Raw genomic sequence first — 15920 nt, forward strand, 5'->3', positions numbered from 1 at the left:
AACTCAATTTACTAATGATAAGAAGATACAGGGCGGCAGGATGAATCACAAATTACTAATAATCAACTTAGATAATTAGGTGAACACAATAAAACCAAACTGTGTAAAGAAACGTAAAATCGCTGAAAACTTCTTTACTCTTGCCTCTTGCCTCTTGCCTCTTGACTAGTGCTATAACGACAATTTTCAACGCCAACTTACTTAATTAGTAACGGGGAATATTATATATTTTTAACTTACGCGCTTCTATAATACCATTACGTCTTTTTTTCAGCACACTTGCAAATCAAACTCATTATGAGTATGATTTAACTAAATCTTGCTTTATCACCCATATTTTATGCTGGAAATTGATTTTACCGAGAATTTGCGAAATTTAATGCAAACAGTCGGTTATGAGAGTTTTAAATCTTTAAGTCGTGCTGCTGGTGTTTCACAATGGCAAATTTTGCAGTTGCGGAGGGGAAAAATCGGACAAATGCGGATAGAAGTATTGATAAAACTGTCAGAGATTTTACAGATATCTTGGACTGAGTTGGTAGAAAATTTCAGCGTTGATGGTTTATCTTCAAGTTTCCACAAAACTCATTCCTCTCATAAAAATATAGACTTATTAAAGCAAATTACAGATTTACAAGTTGAGTATGAACGATTAACATTGTCAATGTTAGAACAAAGAGAAGGATTAAAACAGGAATTTCAGCGGTCAAGTTTACAAATATTGGAATCTTTAATATTACAATGGCCAACAGCAGCACATAGAGCCAGGGAAGATCACCAGTTATCAGCAGTAAAGATATTACCTTTGGTAGATACGCCTTTAAAAAGATTATTACAGGATTGGAATGTGGAAGCGATCGCTTCTGTAGGCACAGAAATCCCCTATAATCCTCAATTCCATGAATTATTAGCAGGAACAGCACAACCAGGAGAAATTGTTAAAGTCCGTTATATAGGTTATATGCAACATGATCAGCTTTTGTACAGAGCTAGAGTAAGTCTCTTATAAACTCTTCTAAAGTTTATGCTCTTTTGAGTTTGATGGTTATTTGCTGATGAATTTATTGAAAATTACTCCATATTTTTGTGTACTAAATATCTTTTTATAATCTAATGTTAGGATATACTAATAAAATTAAAATCAGCACATTCTTAAATAAATCAAAATTAGAATATCATGAATCAGCAGGTGAAAGTGATTGCAATCAGTGGGAGTTTTAATGCTACTAACTCACAAAATTTTCAACAAAGTATTAAAGAAGTAATTGATAAGAGAATCTCCATTGTGTTGATTGACTGTCATCATGTTACCTTTATGGATAGTTCTGGATTAGGCACTCTGATTTTAACATTTAAAGCTTTACAGGAATCGGGAATAAAGATGGTTATTTGTTCAATTAATGAGCAAGTTAGGATGCTATTTGAATTAACTGGTATGGATGGCAAATTTACAATTGTTCCTAGTCAAGAAGCATTTGAAAATATTTTGCTTTCTGCTACTTGATTAATCAAATTTAACTTGAAGAATAGATAAATCATCCTCAAATGTCTCTTTGGAGTTTAAGTTAATTAGGTAATCCAGGATATAATCAAGTTGGTTATCAACAGAATACTGTAAGCTAATTAAAATCTGAATGAAACCTTCTAAACTCCAAAGAGTACCATTTGATTGAGTGATTTCGTAAGCACCATCACTAAAAATATAAAGGATGCTAGATTTTTCAATCTGACAATAAGCATCTGTATATTTAGCTTCAGGAAACATTCCTACAGGCATTCCTGGAGTTTTTAATCTTTTTACTTCTGTATGAGTAGGAGAATTGCCAGAGAGGATAATAGCTGGTGGATGTCCAGCACTAGAGTATGTTAATTGACGGCTAACTCGATTATAAACTCCATACCAAATTGTAAAATATTTATCATTTTGATAATTCATTTGAAAGGTATTATTTAAAGCTGCCAATACCTCACTAGGTTGATAGTAATTTAAATCTTTGAGCGCGCGGGAACGTAAGAGATTTAGTACAGAAATTGAAGGTAGAGTAGCTTTAAGTCCATGACCGGCAACATCTAGTAGGTAAATAGCTAAAGTATCAGCATCAAGCCAATTATAATCAAAACAATCCCCACCAAGTTGCCGTGATGGCAAAAACTTAAACTGAATACTCAGGGGCTTATTTACAGGCAGGGGTAAAAGGGATTTTACATATTCTGTAGCTTCGGCTAATTCTGTTTCTAAAAGTAGCTTTTGGGTCTGTAAATCCTGACTTAATTGATGCAGACGTAACCCGGCTCTAACTCTTGCCTGTAGTTCATTGTGTTCGATAGGTTTGGAGATAAAATCATCAGCACCAGCATCTAATCCCTTAACTCTATTGGCGACGGAATCTAAAGATGTTAATAAAATAAAAAATGTGGTAGATAATTTGGGATCTTTTTTAATGATATTACATACTTCTATACCACTTAATCCCGGCATAATCCAATCACATATAATTAAGGCTGGAGGTGAATCCAGCGTTCTTAAAATTCCTTCTTCTCCTGTACTCGCAGTGATGACTTGATAACCTTGTTTTTCTAAGATTCTTTTGAGAAACATTTGGATGGATCGGTCATCATCAATGATTAAGATTTCAAACATGAGATTATTAAGAAAGGGGATTTAACCAAAACAATATAACTTGTTTTAATTGATTTAAATCTCGATAGACTTCTTGCTTTAACCATTGTCCTAAAGCATCAAAAGGACTAAAAGAACTTCCTGGTTGCCATTTAATATCTTGCCCTAAAGGTGTGGTATGAGTGCCTAATAAGGTTTGTGTTGTCACCATATTAGGAAAGAGTTCTTGTAAAATTGTTGTTAAGTTTGCTGATTGATCCAGGGTATCTTTATTAAATCTGATTACTAAATTCCGCCGAATCTGATAGCTGTCTTGAATTATTTGGTTAGTTTGTGCCGGTGTAGGTGTAAATTCAATGTCTAATTGGGAATTTAACTGAGAATTTAACTGTTCTACTAATGGTATGGCTTCATTGGCAGCAAAGTTATTAAAGGATATTAAAATGTTACCAGCCCGTTGGATTGGAAACAGGCTACCAATTAGTAAATGGAGTTTACAACCCATGCTATGTCCGACTCCATAGGTGGGAAGGTACAGCTTGCGGAGTTTTCCAGCGTCTTGTAACTTTTCTAGGGTATATTCAAATTTAAGTTGGACAGATTTAGCGATCGCGATATGATCTAATGTATTGACAAAAGGTGTGGCAATAATGACGTATCCTTGATCTGCTAAGTTTTCCAGTAACCAACGATAAGTTAAATGTGGTAAAGTGGCGACAAATGCACCACCTAAAAAATGAATGATCCCAATGGGATTACGGGGAATAAGTACCCAATTGCCTCTAATTTCTTGCCAGTTCATGTTAAAATAGGAGTCAGGAGTCACCGAGTCAGGAGAAGAAAGAGAAGGAAGAAGAAAGAGAAGGAAGTATTTTCTATAGATATATTTTACATTTACATCTAAACATATATCAAGTATTAACTCTGACTTTGCAAGTTTTTCATTTCCTGCTGTACATCTAGGGAAATTTGCAAAGCTTCATTTAATAATCTACCATGTTCGGTTGCCTCTTCAGTAACTTGCATTGATGCCAAAGCGGCTAAATTATTGGTAAATAAATCAGAATTAGTGATAATAAAACTTTTATTTTCTCGCAAAATTCTCTCTGTTTTTAAAGCGCGGATTAAATCATTTCTAGTTAATTCAAGTGCTAATAATACTTTTTCTCTTGCTTGTATACTTACTCCTAAGTTGCCAACATCTTCAATTTGGTCGTTAATATCTATAGCTTTAATCACGGAATTATATCTTTCCACATCATTTAGTAAAATCCGTAAAGAATTTGTCATATTCTGTTTGAGAAACTTACTTTTGCCTTTCCATAATAAATATAATAGAATTTGTATACTCCCACCTGTCCATAAAACAAAGATAATTAATGATAGCCAAGATGATAGTTTTACTAACAGGTAAGTACAAACAGAAATAGCAATTCCAGCGAAAACCACAGTAGCAATTTCTGTTTTTTGAGCTTTCTTTAGCAATCTTATACCGAATTGCTGAATAACATCAGTAATAATTATTAATTTATTATGAACAGGTAAGTTAGTCGCATCTTGAAGTTGATCATGACTAATATCCAATCCCTGTAAATCATCTCGCACAGTTGCTAAATCCTTAACATACTATTGATTTAGTCTAATATAACAAGTGGATTTCCAGAATGGCAATTAATCGGTGATTTTAGGGGTATTCAATGTTGATAATGTGTAAGAAATAAATGTTTATACCATCAAAAACCAACCACTTTTCAAGTTCTACATGATTCTTCCCTCTTCCCTCTTCCCTCTTCCTCCTCTTTCTTCTTTCTTCCTTCTTCCTTCCTTCCTCCTCTTTCTTCTTCTTTCTTCTTCTTTCTTCCTTTCTTCCTTTCTTCCTCCTGACTCCTGACTCCTGACTCCTGACTCCTCCCTTAAGTTACTTGCAACAAATAGCTCATGCAGTTACCCATTAAAAAATAAACTACTAGCATTGCTGCTGCGGCTAATGCCACTAGTGTACCAGCCAGCATGAGAGAAAATTCTTTATGCTCATAAGCTTTTTCCATCAGGTGTAGCGACCATGCTACAAGTGCCACATCAAAGATTAAAATAGGAATCAACATATTTCTTAATATTTCTTCATAGAAGTACGATTATCTTAACACTGTTTTGGATAACTGTGTTTTATCTTCAACAGATGCAGTTGGTCGCTTTCTTATGTCTGATATCAAGTAGGAAGACGGACCCGAACATGGCGTTCTTGCAAATAAGTTTTAATTTGTGCTACACTCAGTTTCCCAAAATGTAACAAAGACGCTAAAAGTGCGGCTTCAGCTTTACCTTCCGTTAATGCAGTGTGAATGTGTTCACAATTTCCCGCACCACCAGAAGCAATCACGGGAATTTCTACAGCATTAGCGATCGCTTTTGTCAAGTCCAAATCATAACCAGCTTGAGTACCATCAGCATCCATACTTGTCACCAACAATTCTCCAGCTCCCCGTCTTGTGACTTCTTCCGCCCACCATAGAGCATCAATACCAGTATTTTCTCTACCACCGCGAACGTAGACATCCCAGCCAGGATTCTCAGGATCAAGTCTACGTCTAGCATCAATAGCTACAACAATACACTGATTGCCAAAGCGATCGCTGGCATGATTAATTAAATCTGGATTTCTGACCGCCGCGGAATTAATACTAACCTTATCCGCCCCGGCTCGTAACAAATCTTTAACATTTTCTAAGGTTTGAATCCCACCACCCACAGTCAGGGGAATGAAGACCTGTTCAGCAGTCCGGTAAACCACATCAATAATCGTGTCCCTGTCTTCATGAGTAGCCGTAATATCTAGAAACACTAACTCATCTGCACCTGCTTCATTGTAAACCTTGGCCAGTTCTACAGGATCACCAGCATCCTTGAGATCCACAAAGTTAATTCCCTTCACAACTCTGCCCGCCTTGACATCTAGACAAGGTAAGATTCTTTTAGCCAACATAATGACGTTTTCACTCCCGGTAATTGCTAGGAATTTAAATTGTAAAGGCAATTGGGGAATAGTTGACAAGATAGGATCAACATATAATAGGTCTTGTCCAGACGAAAAACTAATTAAACAGATATACAGGCAAGAGGCAAGAGGCAAGAGGCAAGAGGCAAGAGTAAAGAGTAAAGAAGTTTTCAGCGATTTTACATTTCTTTACACAGTTTGGTTTTATTGTGTTCACCTACTTAATGAAATAAATATTTATATTGTGAAAATAGTATCTGTATTCTCAACTAACCCCAAATATCCTATACTAATTTTACTTATGAACTGCTAAATCCCTATTTCTGTACTTCTGAATCCCTGAAAATTATGGCGATTATCTCTTCCAAAAAACAGCCTCCAGAACCGAACGGAGAACCCAAACAGCAACGGGAATCAGCCAAAGTACCCCCCGCAGAAAATCTGTTACAATCGGAAGCGGCTATTAATGAACAAGGGAAACCAGAAGAGAGTATTCGTCCCCAGCGCTTTGCTGATTACATCGGCCAAAAGGATGTAAAGGATGTTTTAGATATAGCCATTAAAGCCGCTAAATCTAGAGAAGAAGTTATGGATCATTTGCTGTTGTACGGACCACCAGGTTTAGGTAAAACCACAATGGCGATGATTTTAGCATCAGAAATGGGGGTAAGTTGCAAAATTACCAGCGCACCAGCTTTGGAACGGCCACGGGATATCGTGGGGTTATTGGTAAACCTGAAACCAGGAGATGTGCTGTTTATAGATGAAATTCATCGGTTATCACGGATGACAGAAGAAATTCTCTATCCAGCGATGGAGGATTATCGCTTAGATATTACGGTGGGTAAAGGTTCTAGTGCCAGAATTAGAAGTATACCTTTATGTAAATTTACCTTGGTAGGAGCGACAACTCGCGTCGGAGCTTTAACTTCCCCATTGCGCGATCGCTTTGGCTTAATTCAAAAGTTGCGTTTTTATGAAGTAGAAGAACTGACTAAAATTGTTCTCCGCACCGCTGAATTATTACAAACTCCAGTTAATCCAGATGGGGCTACAGAAATCGCCAAACGTTCACGGGGAACACCAAGAATAGCCAATAGATTATTAAAAAGAGTCCGTGATTATGCGGAAGTAAAATCTTTTCTGGAAATTAATGCAACTGTAGCAGCGGAAGCATTGCAGCTATTCCAAGTTGATCCTTGCGGTTTAGATTGGACAGATAGAAAAATGCTCAGTGTGATTATTGAAAACTTTAATGGTGGGCCAGTGGGTTTAGAAACCATCGCTGCTACCACTGGGGAAGACACCCAAACCATTGAAGAAGTATATGAACCATATTTAATGCAAATAGGTTATTTAAGCCGGACACCCAGGGGGAGAATCGCAACTAAAGCAGCCTATCAACACATGGGTTTTAAGCCACCCAATGAACAGTTATCATTACTCTAGTAGTCTGTCAAGAACTAATTGACGGGTAAATAAATTTTTCCTCTTCCTTCTTCCTTCGCGCTCTTTGCGTCCTTCGTGGTTCATTTCTTCTTTATCCGTCAAAATTTATTTGACAGACCACTAGAGGAGAGACAAAAGGAAAATTCTTGACTCCCTAATACTTACTTATGAGTTAAAATCTCATTGAAATCACACAAATAATTGAATATATGGCCACAAAAATATCTGATCAACTACACCCAAAATTGACTCAAATATTTGCTACAGTGTCATTAACAGCCTTAGCAAGCCTTGCGTCCATGGGTCAACCTAGTTACGCTGGAGGCACCAAATTCTATTGTGCCGCAGAAGGTGGGCAATATTTCACCTTTACCCGCACATAAGACGGTCAAAACCGCAAAATTATGGGTTGGACATCAACCTACTTTCCCTCGCAATACAGCCCTAAAAAGCGATGTCAGGAAGTATCAACAAGATTTCAAAGAAATTACGATAATGGTACACTGAAAAAAATCGCCTCTGGAATAGTCAACAAGGAAACCGTAATTTGTTCTGGAAGTGACTCTAATACGGTCTGTAACTCCGGTAATTTACTATTTACCCTCAGACAGGGTACAAATGGCAGAGAGGTAGCTAATAGGTTATTTAATCGTCAAGCTCTAGCTGGTGCTGAAATTATGAATCAAAATTCTGACACTGATGATATCATGTTTGATTTTGGTACTTACTTAAATAATTTACCAGCGGAGCAAAAATAAACTATACATCTTTTCAAGTTGTCAAATTTTACAATTATCAAATTCATCACCTGTGTTAGTGGTTTGTGTTTACTAGTACCCAATTTAAGCCTAAGTGCTAGTATTTATACTAGTGATACTCCCATAAACCAACCACTAACGGGACTTTCTCCAGCACAAGTAAAACAAAAAGCAACAGATATTACCGTTAAAATCCTGTCAACGGAGTTTCTTGGTTCAGGAATTTTACTGAAGAAAAATGGCAATATTTACACAGTATTAACAAACGCTCATGTTTTAGAAGCAGGTCAAAGTCCTTACAACATAGAAACGCCAGACAGGAAAATACATAAAGCCAAAGTATCTAAAAAAATGAAGTTTGGTAAATATGATTTAGCCATGTTGGAATTTTCTAGTAGTACAATTTATGCAGTAGCAAGTATTGGGACTCAATCAAAAATAGGAGATAAAGTATTTATTGCGGGTTTTCCCGCTTATGAATCAGAAAACACAGTTAAACAGTTCACATTCACAACAGGTAGAATAGTGCTAGTTCTAGAAAAAGCCTTAGAAAGAGGATATCAAATAGGATATACAAACAAACTGGAAAAAGGTATGAGTGGAGGACCATTATTAAATGAAAATGGTCAATTAATCGGTGTTAATGGAATGCACGCTTATCCATTATGGGACGTTCCCTCAGTATTCATAGATGGTACACCAGCAGATGAAAAACTGCATCAACAAATAGTCCGTTTAAATTGGGCTATAGCCATAGATAAACTCAAACCTTCTCCATAGTCAACTTCCTTTTTAGGTGTTTGTATGAACTATAAATACACTATTCCCACACTATTTATTTTTACGTTTTTTACCATAATCCAACCAACTACAGCTAAGAATTTATCATGCAATAAAGAAGTAGATGAAATAGCCCAAAAAATCACGGTTTTAATTGATATTAATAATAAAGACAATGGTTCGGGAATTTTAATTAAACAAGAAGGTAATACTTATACTGTTCTCACAGCTTTTCACAATGTTAAAAATACTAGTTTAAAATAAACGATTATCACCCCCGATGAACAACGTTATCCCATTCAGGGGGAAAATATTAAACCACTGGGAACAGGGATAGATTTAGCTGTGGTGAAATTTGTTAGTAGTAAAACCTATCAAGTAGCTAAATTTGGTAATTCTGACTTAATAAAACGTGGGGATAATGTTTATGTTACTGGGTTTCGTCTTTCTACCCCTAGTATTCCTGTACCGCTTTATGATTGTTTTGATGGACAAGTTTCCGCTAATGAAAAACAGAGAACTATAGATGGTGGTTACAATTTAGTTTATACCAATTCCACTGTCAAGGGCATGAGTGGGGGACCGGTGTTAAATCCCAAGGGTGAGTTGATAGGTATTCATGGCAGAGGTGATGAATATGACAATAGGGATAGAGATAGATTTGCTGGTATTCCTATTAATACTTATATGCGGATTGCAGCAGGTGTTACTGATAAGCCCAGCATTAGGGGTTTAACAGCTGATGATTATTTTAAGTTAGGATTTAAGAAGTATGAACAAAAAGATTATCGAGAGGCAATAGTAGCTTATACAGAAGCTATCAAGATTAATCCTAACAATGCCGATGCCTACTACAACCGGGGAAATGTCCGTGATGATTTAGGAGATAAGCCAGGAGCAATAGATGATTACAACCAAGCTATCAAGATTAATCCTAACTATGCCTATGCCTACCACGGACGGGGAAATGCCCGTTCTGCTTTAGGAGATAAGCCAGGAGCAATTAGGGACTTGCAGCAAGCAGTAAAATTATATCAACAACAAGGTGGTAATGAGAAATGGTTGAGAGCAGCCCAAGATAGAATTAGAAAATTACAATAATAATATTTTGTCAGAATCAGGATATCCAGGATTTAAGGATTAACAGGATGTGATTTTTTGATGGTCTATGAATTATTGAGATTTTGCCTCGTTTTCCCTCGTTCCCTGGTTCTACCGGGGAATGCTCAGGGGAGGCTCTGCCTCCACTATATTCATTGTATTTGAGGCAGAGCCTCAAACTCCCATTCCCAGCCGGAGTCTGGGAACGAGTTCAAAATAATATTGATACTATAGATTAATTTAATCAATCTGTAATGATTTTATCATATCTTCTACAGGTTTGATCAACTTATCATAATCATCTATGGGTGCAGTATAGGTAATTAAATAAGCTTGATTTTTTCTCAAAGTCATAACATACATATTTTTGATTTTTTGTTGTTCATTTTTACCAGTGACAATTATTTTTTGTCCTGTTTGATTTGCGATAATAGTTGAACTTCTTTCTATGATATTTGATGATTCTAGGTTACTTTTGATCATCTTCTCCTGGTCTTTTCCGTAATTTTCTAAAGTTCCCGAATATTCAGAACTACTAATAATCAATCTAGCTTTTTGTTGAGGTTGAATAAATGTAACTATTTTACCAATACCAATGACTGAGATAGGAGTTTCGTCCGCGTCCCAACATTTAGGATATTCAATTTCTATATTATGTTCCTTATTTTTATAAGTTGCTAATTTTCCATCACATTCAGAAATAGGACGGTTTGAAAATACAATTATTCCCATGATTACGATTAATCCTAAAGGGGCAATTTTCAGGAATAAATGATAAATTTTAGGTGGTATTAATGGACTACTTATAGATATTTTTTGTAATGCTGTTAATACTTCTGTTACTGTCTGATAACGGTCCCTATGATCAGATTTGACCATTAGACCTCTCCGAAAATGAATGTAGAGACGTTCTATAGAACGTCTCTACAAGGGTTTCAAACCACGCACATTTAATTACCGGAGATGTCTATTTTATCTAAAATGTCTGCAAGTTGATCACTAACTTTGATTCTACTATAATAACGCCAACTTATTTCTTGGTTATTGTTATCATTATTTATATCTTTAGCCTCTATTCCTGTAAGTGCTTGAATTACAATCATTCCTAGAGAAAAAATATCACTATTGAATTCTGGTTTACCTTCTCCTTGTTCCCTGGGTGCATATCCTTTAGTGCCAATTCTTGTAGGATTATAATTACCATTCTCTTGGTTAATAAGTTCATTACCAATTATTTGAGTATCATCTTCTTGGTTATTAATTCGTTTGACAGGTTTAACTATCCCAAAATCAATGATGACTATTTTATTATCTATTTCTTGTCTCATGACATTACTTGGTTTTAAATCACGATGAATTACACCTTCACCATGAATATATTCCAATACTTCCAGAATATCTTTTAATAATTTAATAACAAATGGTTCACTGATATTAGTATTGGTAGATGTAGGTGGTAATTCTTTCGTTAAATCATGTCCTTTAATAAATTCTTGAACTATGAAAAACTGTTGATTTTCCGTAAAAAACGCTAAAAGTTTGGGTATTTGTGGATGATTGAGTTTTTGTAAAATTCCTGCTTCTCGTTCAAATAATTCTTGAGCTTTTTCTAATTGCTCTGGTTTTGTAGTTAATGGTGTAAAGTGCTTAACCACACAAACAGGAGAACCAGGAAGTTGGGTATCCTTTGCTAAATAAGTAGTTCCAAATCCACCCTGTCCTAACCTGGTAGTAATACAATAGCGTCCGCCTATAGTCGTACCTATCATCAGATTCACACCCCACCTGATTCCTTGTTTCGGGAAATATGCAGTTAATTATCGCACATTCGTCGCCATATTGGCGAAATTATTTGAGAGGTTAATTAACTTCAAATCCCCAACTCCTTAAAGAAGTCGGGGATCTAAATTAAAGATATAAAAATACTAATTTAGTCTAAACTCCAGTTGCTACTAGCTGTTGATTAGTAACAGGAGCAAAAATATCTTCGTAATTTTGGAAAATTTCAAATACTGAATCAAGCTGGGTAAGTTCCAAAATCAACTTAACTGGAGCTTTGACATTACAAAGAACTAACCGACAACCACTTTGACGCGCTGATGTAAGTCCCTTGACGAGGGGGACTAATCCAGAACTATCCATGAAATCTACTTCTGATAAATCTATAACCCAGAGTTGGTGATGCTGAGGTTCAATTGCAGCCATCTGTTCGCTCAAGATAGTACCACTATCCAGGTCTATACTACCTTGGGGTTTGAACAAAATTACTTGGCGTTCTTGTGTAAGAGTCATAAATTTAACTTTGTATTTGAAACACTGATAAAGGAAAAATTGACATCAATACTGTTTATAATTTAACCGCGGAACGACTATTTTCGCAAATTTATGGGAATTAACAGCAGCACAGTTGAGAAAAAGTTTTTTCAGTATTCATGCCGTATAATTTGTTGACAAGTTTTTCTAGTATAAGCATAATTTACTGCTAATTTCGGTAACGAACTTATCATTATCTAAAATTATCTATAGCAATCCGGTTTGATTCATGAACTTACTTGTAGAGATAGGGAACAGGGAACAGGGAAGGAATTTTCTTCATTCTTCATTCTTCATCCTGACTCCTGACTCCTGACTCCTGACTCCTGACTCCTGACTCCTGACTCCTGACTCCTGACTCCTCCTATTGCGGTTTGATTGACACCCTAGCCAAAAACAAGCAAAGATATGGTAAAGGTAAAAATTTGTAAACTCGGTGGTGCTGGATGTCTTTTGAGCTACTTTCACTAGAAAACATCCAAGAAATTGCTCATAATTATGGTTATTTAGCGATTTTTTTGGGAATATTGCTAGAAAATTTGGGCATTCCTCTTCCTGGAGAAACCGTAACGATTGTTGGTGGTTTCCTTGCTGGTAGTAATGAATTAAATTACTGGCTGGTTCTCGGTAACGCTATTGGAGGTGCTGTAATTGGTGGTAATTGCGGCTATTGGATTGGTAGAGTTGGCGGTTGGCCTTTTCTGCTCCAAGCTGGCAAGATTTTCCGCATTTCCGAAGTCCGACTGCTGAGTATTAAAGAGCAATTTACGGAAAACGCCGCTAAAGCTGTATTTTTTGGCCGCTTTTTTGCCTTATTGCGGATTTTCGCTTCACCACTTGCGGGTATAGCAGAAATGCCCTTTGGTAAATTCCTGATTTATAACGTAGCTGGGGCGACTGCTTGGGGTAGCGTCATGGTGACATTAGCTTTTTTCGCGGGAAGGATTATTTCCCTAGAACAATTGGTGGCTTGGGTAAGTAAATTTGCAATTTTGGCGTTACTTATTTTAGTTGCTGTGATTGCTATACCAATTTGGTTAGAGTCCCGCGAAGTTAAGCAGCAAACAGAAGAGTAGTAAAGATACCCGGCTTCTTTAAGAAGTCGGGTATCTGAATTATTACTTATTCTGCTGCGCCCAAATGCGAGTAGGTAGTCCCCAAACGTAGATAAAGCCTTCTGCGGCTTTGTGATCAAATTGATCTTCTGCGCCGTAGGTGGCTAAATCGGGAGTGTAGAGGGAATTATCACTCCAACGGCCAACTATGGTGGCGTTACCTTTGAAAAGTTTTAACCGCACGACACCAGAAACTTTTTCTTGTGTTTGTTGAATAAAAGCATCTAAAGCTGCTTTGAGTGGGCTGTACCAAAGTCCGTTATATACGAGTTTGGTATAGGTTTCTTCCATACCTCGTTTGTACTGACTGACATCTGCTGTTAAAGTGAGGCTTTCTAAGTCACGGTGAGCGTTAATTAGAACTATCATTGCTGGTGATTCGTAAATTTCCCGTGATTTGATTCCTACCAAGCGGTTTTCAATCATGTCAATCCGCCCAATCCCATGATTACCAATGATTTTATTGAGTTGTTCAATTAACTCCACAGGCTGTTTTGATGTGCCGTTAATGGTGGTAGGAAGCCCTTTTTGGAACCCAATTTCTAGATATTCCGGTTCGTTAGGAGTATCAATTATGGCTTTGGTCATTTCATAGATTTCTTCTGGCGGCTCATTTGCTGGATCTTCCAATGTACCAGCTTCAATACTGCGACCAAGCAAGTTTTTATCTATACTGAACGGAGAAGATTTTTTCACTGGTGCAGGAATACCACATTTTTCACCATAGGCTATGGTTTCCTCCCGACTCATACCCCATTCTCTCGCTGGTGCAAGGATTTTGAGGTTGGGGTTGAGGGCTGTACAGGAGACATCAAAGCGTACTTGGTCGTTGCCTTTGCCTGTGCAACCGTGAGCGATCGCATCTGCACCATATTTTGCAGCGGCTTCCACTAATATTTTAGCAATCAAAGGTCGAGCCAGGGCTGTTCCTAAAGGATAGCGATTTTCATAGAGGGCGTTGGCTTGAATCGCTGGAAACGCGTAGTCTTTAACAAATATATCCTTAACATCCACTACCAAGGATTCACTTGCACCGGATTTCAGGGCTTTTTCTCGAACTGGTTCTAATTCATCTCCCTGACCTAAATCTGCTGCTAGGGTAATTATCTCTTCTACTCCCCACTCTTGCTTTAAATAGGGAATGCAAACAGAAGTATCAACTCCACCAGAATATGCTAGAACAACCTTTTTAGCGCGACCCATGAATTTCTCCACTTAGGAAAACAAAGAATGAGTTATTATTATATCTGACTTGCCTAGCGTATATTTTCTTGTGCAACAGTAACTTTGTTATATTTGTCTTATTCTCAATATGGCCAGTACTTTTTTTGGGTGAAACTGTGTTTTTTAGTATTGTCATTCCTACTTATAATCGCTTACCAATTCTGGAAAAGTGCCTCCGCGCTTTAGAGAGTCAGGAGTTCAGCAACAAAAACTATATAGAAGGTTATGAAGTTGTATTGGTAGATGATGGTTCTACTGATGGTACTTTGAACTGGTTAGCAGTACACAAAGATGAGTTTTCTCATGTCCGCTGTTTTGAGCAGGATCATGCAGGTCCGGCTGCGGCGCGAAATTTAGGTGTGGAAAAAGCCCAAGGTGACACAATTATTTTTATTGATAGTGATTTAGTGGTTTTGTCTAACTTCCTGCAAGCTCATACAAATGCTTTGGTACAAGGAAAAGAGAAATTAGGAAATAACTGTTTTTTTACTTACGGTGCTGTAATAAATACTTGTAATTTTGCCAATCCCACCGCTGAACCCTATAAAATCACAGATTTTTCCGCTGCTTTCTTTGCTACGGGTAACGTGGCTATTCCTAAACGTTGGTTAGAAGAAGCTGGTTTATTTGATAATGGGTTTCAACTTTATGGTTGGGAAGATTTAGAATTAGGTGTGAGGTTAAAAAAATTAGGTTTGCAATTAATTAAATGTCCTGAAGCTGTTGGTTATCATTGGCATCCACCTTTTAGTTTACAGCAAATTCCTAAGTTAATTGATCAGGAAATTCAACGGGGAAGAATGGGAGTTTTGTTTTATCAAAAACATCCTACTTGGGAAGTGAAAATGATGATTCAAATGACTTGGTTTCATCGTTTATTATGGGGAATTCTTTCTGTAAACGGGTTATTGAATGAAAAAACTATGTCCCCATTTTTGCAATGGTTGATTGATTTGGGTAAGCCACAATTGGCTTTAGAAATTGCCCGAATTTTCTTGAATTGGTATAATGTAAAGGGTGTTTATGCGGCTTATTCTGAGATAGAAAGTAAATAATTAAATAATTAAATAATTGTTTCGCGCAGAAGAGCAAAGGTAGGAAGGATATAACAACCCAAAAAACAAAACCCCGTCTAAAAGAATAGAAGGGGCATTGTTGTTAAATAATAAACCTGGCATCGAGCTATTTTCACGGAGGGCTACCCCTCAACTATCGTCGCCGCAGCAGCGTTTCACCTCTGAGTTCGGGAAGGGATCAGTGTGGTTCCACCGCGCCATAGACACCAGGAAAGAATTAAAAATTAAAAATTCAGAATTAAAAATTAATTACCGATTTTTAACTTAGGGTATTCACAACCCTGAAGACTGCAAAAAGAACGAGAATCAACAGTGATAATTAACCACCAAAAACCTTCATTTTTAATTTTTAATTATCAATTTTTAATTGAATAGAGGTCAAGCCCTCGGTCTATTAGTACCCCTCAGCTTCATACATTACTGTACTTCCACTTAGAGCCTATTAACGGGTGTTCTGCCCGTGACCTTACCTACAAATTGTAGTGAGAG

At 36.9% G+C, this 15920-nt stretch carries 19 protein-coding genes and 2 rRNA genes; 9 read left to right on the top strand and 12 right to left on the bottom strand.

The window, feature by feature from the left end:
• The first annotated feature begins 340 nt into the window (after positions 1-340).
• Positions 341-1009: a nucleotide exchange factor GrpE gene (gene grpE, locus FJR09_RS10470; protein ID WP_168651871.1), complete on the top strand. Its 669-nt coding sequence runs from the start codon at positions 341-343 to the stop codon at positions 1007-1009.
• Between the two features lie 168 nt (positions 1010-1177).
• A complete protein-coding gene (locus FJR09_RS10475; protein ID WP_015079460.1) occupies positions 1178-1504 on the top strand; it encodes an STAS domain-containing protein in 327 nt (108 codons plus the stop codon).
• Here the strand turns inward: FJR09_RS10475 and FJR09_RS10480 are convergent, their stop codons facing one another.
• From FJR09_RS10480 to hisF, 5 genes are all read right to left on the bottom strand, one after another.
• Positions 1505-2641, bottom strand: coding sequence for a PP2C family protein-serine/threonine phosphatase (locus FJR09_RS10480; RefSeq protein ID WP_015079461.1), 1137 nt, complete (start codon positions 2639-2641; stop codon positions 1505-1507).
• Positions 2642-2648: 7 nt separating this feature from the next.
• Positions 2649-3422 (bottom strand): DUF1350 family protein, encoded by a 774-nt coding sequence (locus FJR09_RS10485; RefSeq protein WP_015079462.1) that lies wholly within the window; start codon positions 3420-3422, stop codon positions 2649-2651.
• A gap of 116 nt (positions 3423-3538) precedes the next feature.
• A complete protein-coding gene (locus FJR09_RS10490; RefSeq protein ID WP_015079463.1) occupies positions 3539-4225 on the bottom strand; it encodes a hypothetical protein in 687 nt (228 codons plus the stop codon).
• Positions 4226-4533: 308 nt separating this feature from the next.
• Positions 4534-4725, bottom strand: coding sequence for a hypothetical protein (locus tag FJR09_RS10495; protein WP_015079464.1), 192 nt, complete (start codon positions 4723-4725; stop codon positions 4534-4536).
• Positions 4726-4829: 104 nt separating this feature from the next.
• Entirely contained in the window at positions 4830-5603 is a 774-nt protein-coding gene (gene hisF / locus FJR09_RS10500; RefSeq protein WP_015079465.1) for an imidazole glycerol phosphate synthase subunit HisF, read from the bottom strand.
• Between the two features lie 360 nt (positions 5604-5963).
• Here hisF and ruvB point away from each other — a divergent pair, with 360 nt between their 5' ends.
• From ruvB to FJR09_RS26135, 5 genes are all read left to right on the top strand, one after another.
• Positions 5964-7064, top strand: a complete 1101-nt coding sequence (ruvB, locus tag FJR09_RS10505; RefSeq protein ID WP_168653525.1) for a Holliday junction branch migration DNA helicase RuvB — start codon at positions 5964-5966, stop codon at positions 7062-7064.
• A 401-nt stretch (positions 7065-7465) separates the two neighbouring features.
• Positions 7466-7822 (top strand): COP23 domain-containing protein, encoded by a 357-nt coding sequence (locus FJR09_RS10510; protein ID WP_323294484.1) that lies wholly within the window; start codon positions 7466-7468, stop codon positions 7820-7822.
• An 18-nt stretch (positions 7823-7840) separates the two neighbouring features.
• Positions 7841-8602, top strand: coding sequence for a serine protease (locus FJR09_RS10515; protein WP_174783282.1), 762 nt, complete (start codon positions 7841-7843; stop codon positions 8600-8602).
• A 24-nt stretch (positions 8603-8626) separates the two neighbouring features.
• Positions 8627-8866: a hypothetical protein gene (locus FJR09_RS10520; protein WP_168651869.1), complete on the top strand. Its 240-nt coding sequence runs from the start codon at positions 8627-8629 to the stop codon at positions 8864-8866.
• 6 nt (positions 8867-8872) lie between these two features.
• Entirely contained in the window at positions 8873-9703 is an 831-nt protein-coding gene (locus tag FJR09_RS26135; RefSeq protein WP_371416430.1) for a tetratricopeptide repeat protein, read from the top strand.
• Positions 9704-9943: 240 nt separating this feature from the next.
• Here FJR09_RS26135 and FJR09_RS10530 read toward each other — a convergent pair whose 3' ends face one another.
• From FJR09_RS10530 to FJR09_RS10545, 4 genes are all read right to left on the bottom strand, one after another.
• A complete protein-coding gene (locus FJR09_RS10530; RefSeq protein ID WP_015079469.1) occupies positions 9944-10582 on the bottom strand; it encodes a PsbP-related protein in 639 nt (212 codons plus the stop codon).
• A 71-nt stretch (positions 10583-10653) separates the two neighbouring features.
• On the bottom strand, positions 10654-11472 hold the full coding sequence (locus FJR09_RS10535; protein WP_168654072.1) for a serine/threonine-protein kinase: 819 nt from the start codon (positions 11470-11472) through the stop codon (positions 10654-10656).
• A 166-nt stretch (positions 11473-11638) separates the two neighbouring features.
• Complete coding sequence (locus FJR09_RS10540; RefSeq protein ID WP_015079471.1) at positions 11639-11995, bottom strand: STAS domain-containing protein; 357 nt, start codon at positions 11993-11995, stop codon at positions 11639-11641.
• A gap of 300 nt (positions 11996-12295) precedes the next feature.
• Positions 12296-12484, bottom strand: a complete 189-nt coding sequence (locus FJR09_RS10545; RefSeq protein WP_168654073.1) for a hypothetical protein — start codon at positions 12482-12484, stop codon at positions 12296-12298.
• On the opposite strand from FJR09_RS10545, the gene FJR09_RS10550 reads away from it, so the two are divergent.
• Positions 12463-13092 carry a DedA family protein gene (locus tag FJR09_RS10550; protein ID WP_015079472.1) on the top strand — a complete coding sequence of 210 codons (630 nt, stop codon included), beginning with the start codon at positions 12463-12465 and terminating at the stop codon, positions 13090-13092. The two genes, FJR09_RS10545 and FJR09_RS10550, sit on opposite strands and share 22 nt — an antisense overlap.
• A gap of 42 nt (positions 13093-13134) precedes the next feature.
• On the opposite strand, the gene FJR09_RS10555 is transcribed toward FJR09_RS10550, so the two are convergent.
• Entirely contained in the window at positions 13135-14334 is a 1200-nt protein-coding gene (locus FJR09_RS10555) for an argininosuccinate synthase (protein WP_015079473.1), read from the bottom strand.
• Between the two features lie 137 nt (positions 14335-14471).
• On the opposite strand from FJR09_RS10555, the gene FJR09_RS10560 reads away from it, so the two are divergent.
• Positions 14472-15410 (top strand): glycosyltransferase family 2 protein, encoded by a 939-nt coding sequence (locus tag FJR09_RS10560; RefSeq protein WP_174782892.1) that lies wholly within the window; start codon positions 14472-14474, stop codon positions 15408-15410.
• A 114-nt stretch (positions 15411-15524) separates the two neighbouring features.
• Here FJR09_RS10560 and rrf read toward each other — a convergent pair.
• Both rrf and FJR09_RS10570 read right to left on the bottom strand, forming a co-directional pair.
• Positions 15525-15642, bottom strand: a 5S ribosomal RNA gene (gene rrf, locus FJR09_RS10565).
• A 163-nt stretch (positions 15643-15805) separates the two neighbouring features.
• Positions 15806-15920, bottom strand: a 23S ribosomal RNA gene (locus FJR09_RS10570); the annotation flags it as partial.

This window comes from Dolichospermum sp. UHCC 0406 (assembly GCF_009712025.1).
Taxonomy (GTDB): Bacteria; Cyanobacteriota; Cyanobacteriia; order Cyanobacteriales; family Nostocaceae; genus Dolichospermum; species Dolichospermum lemmermannii.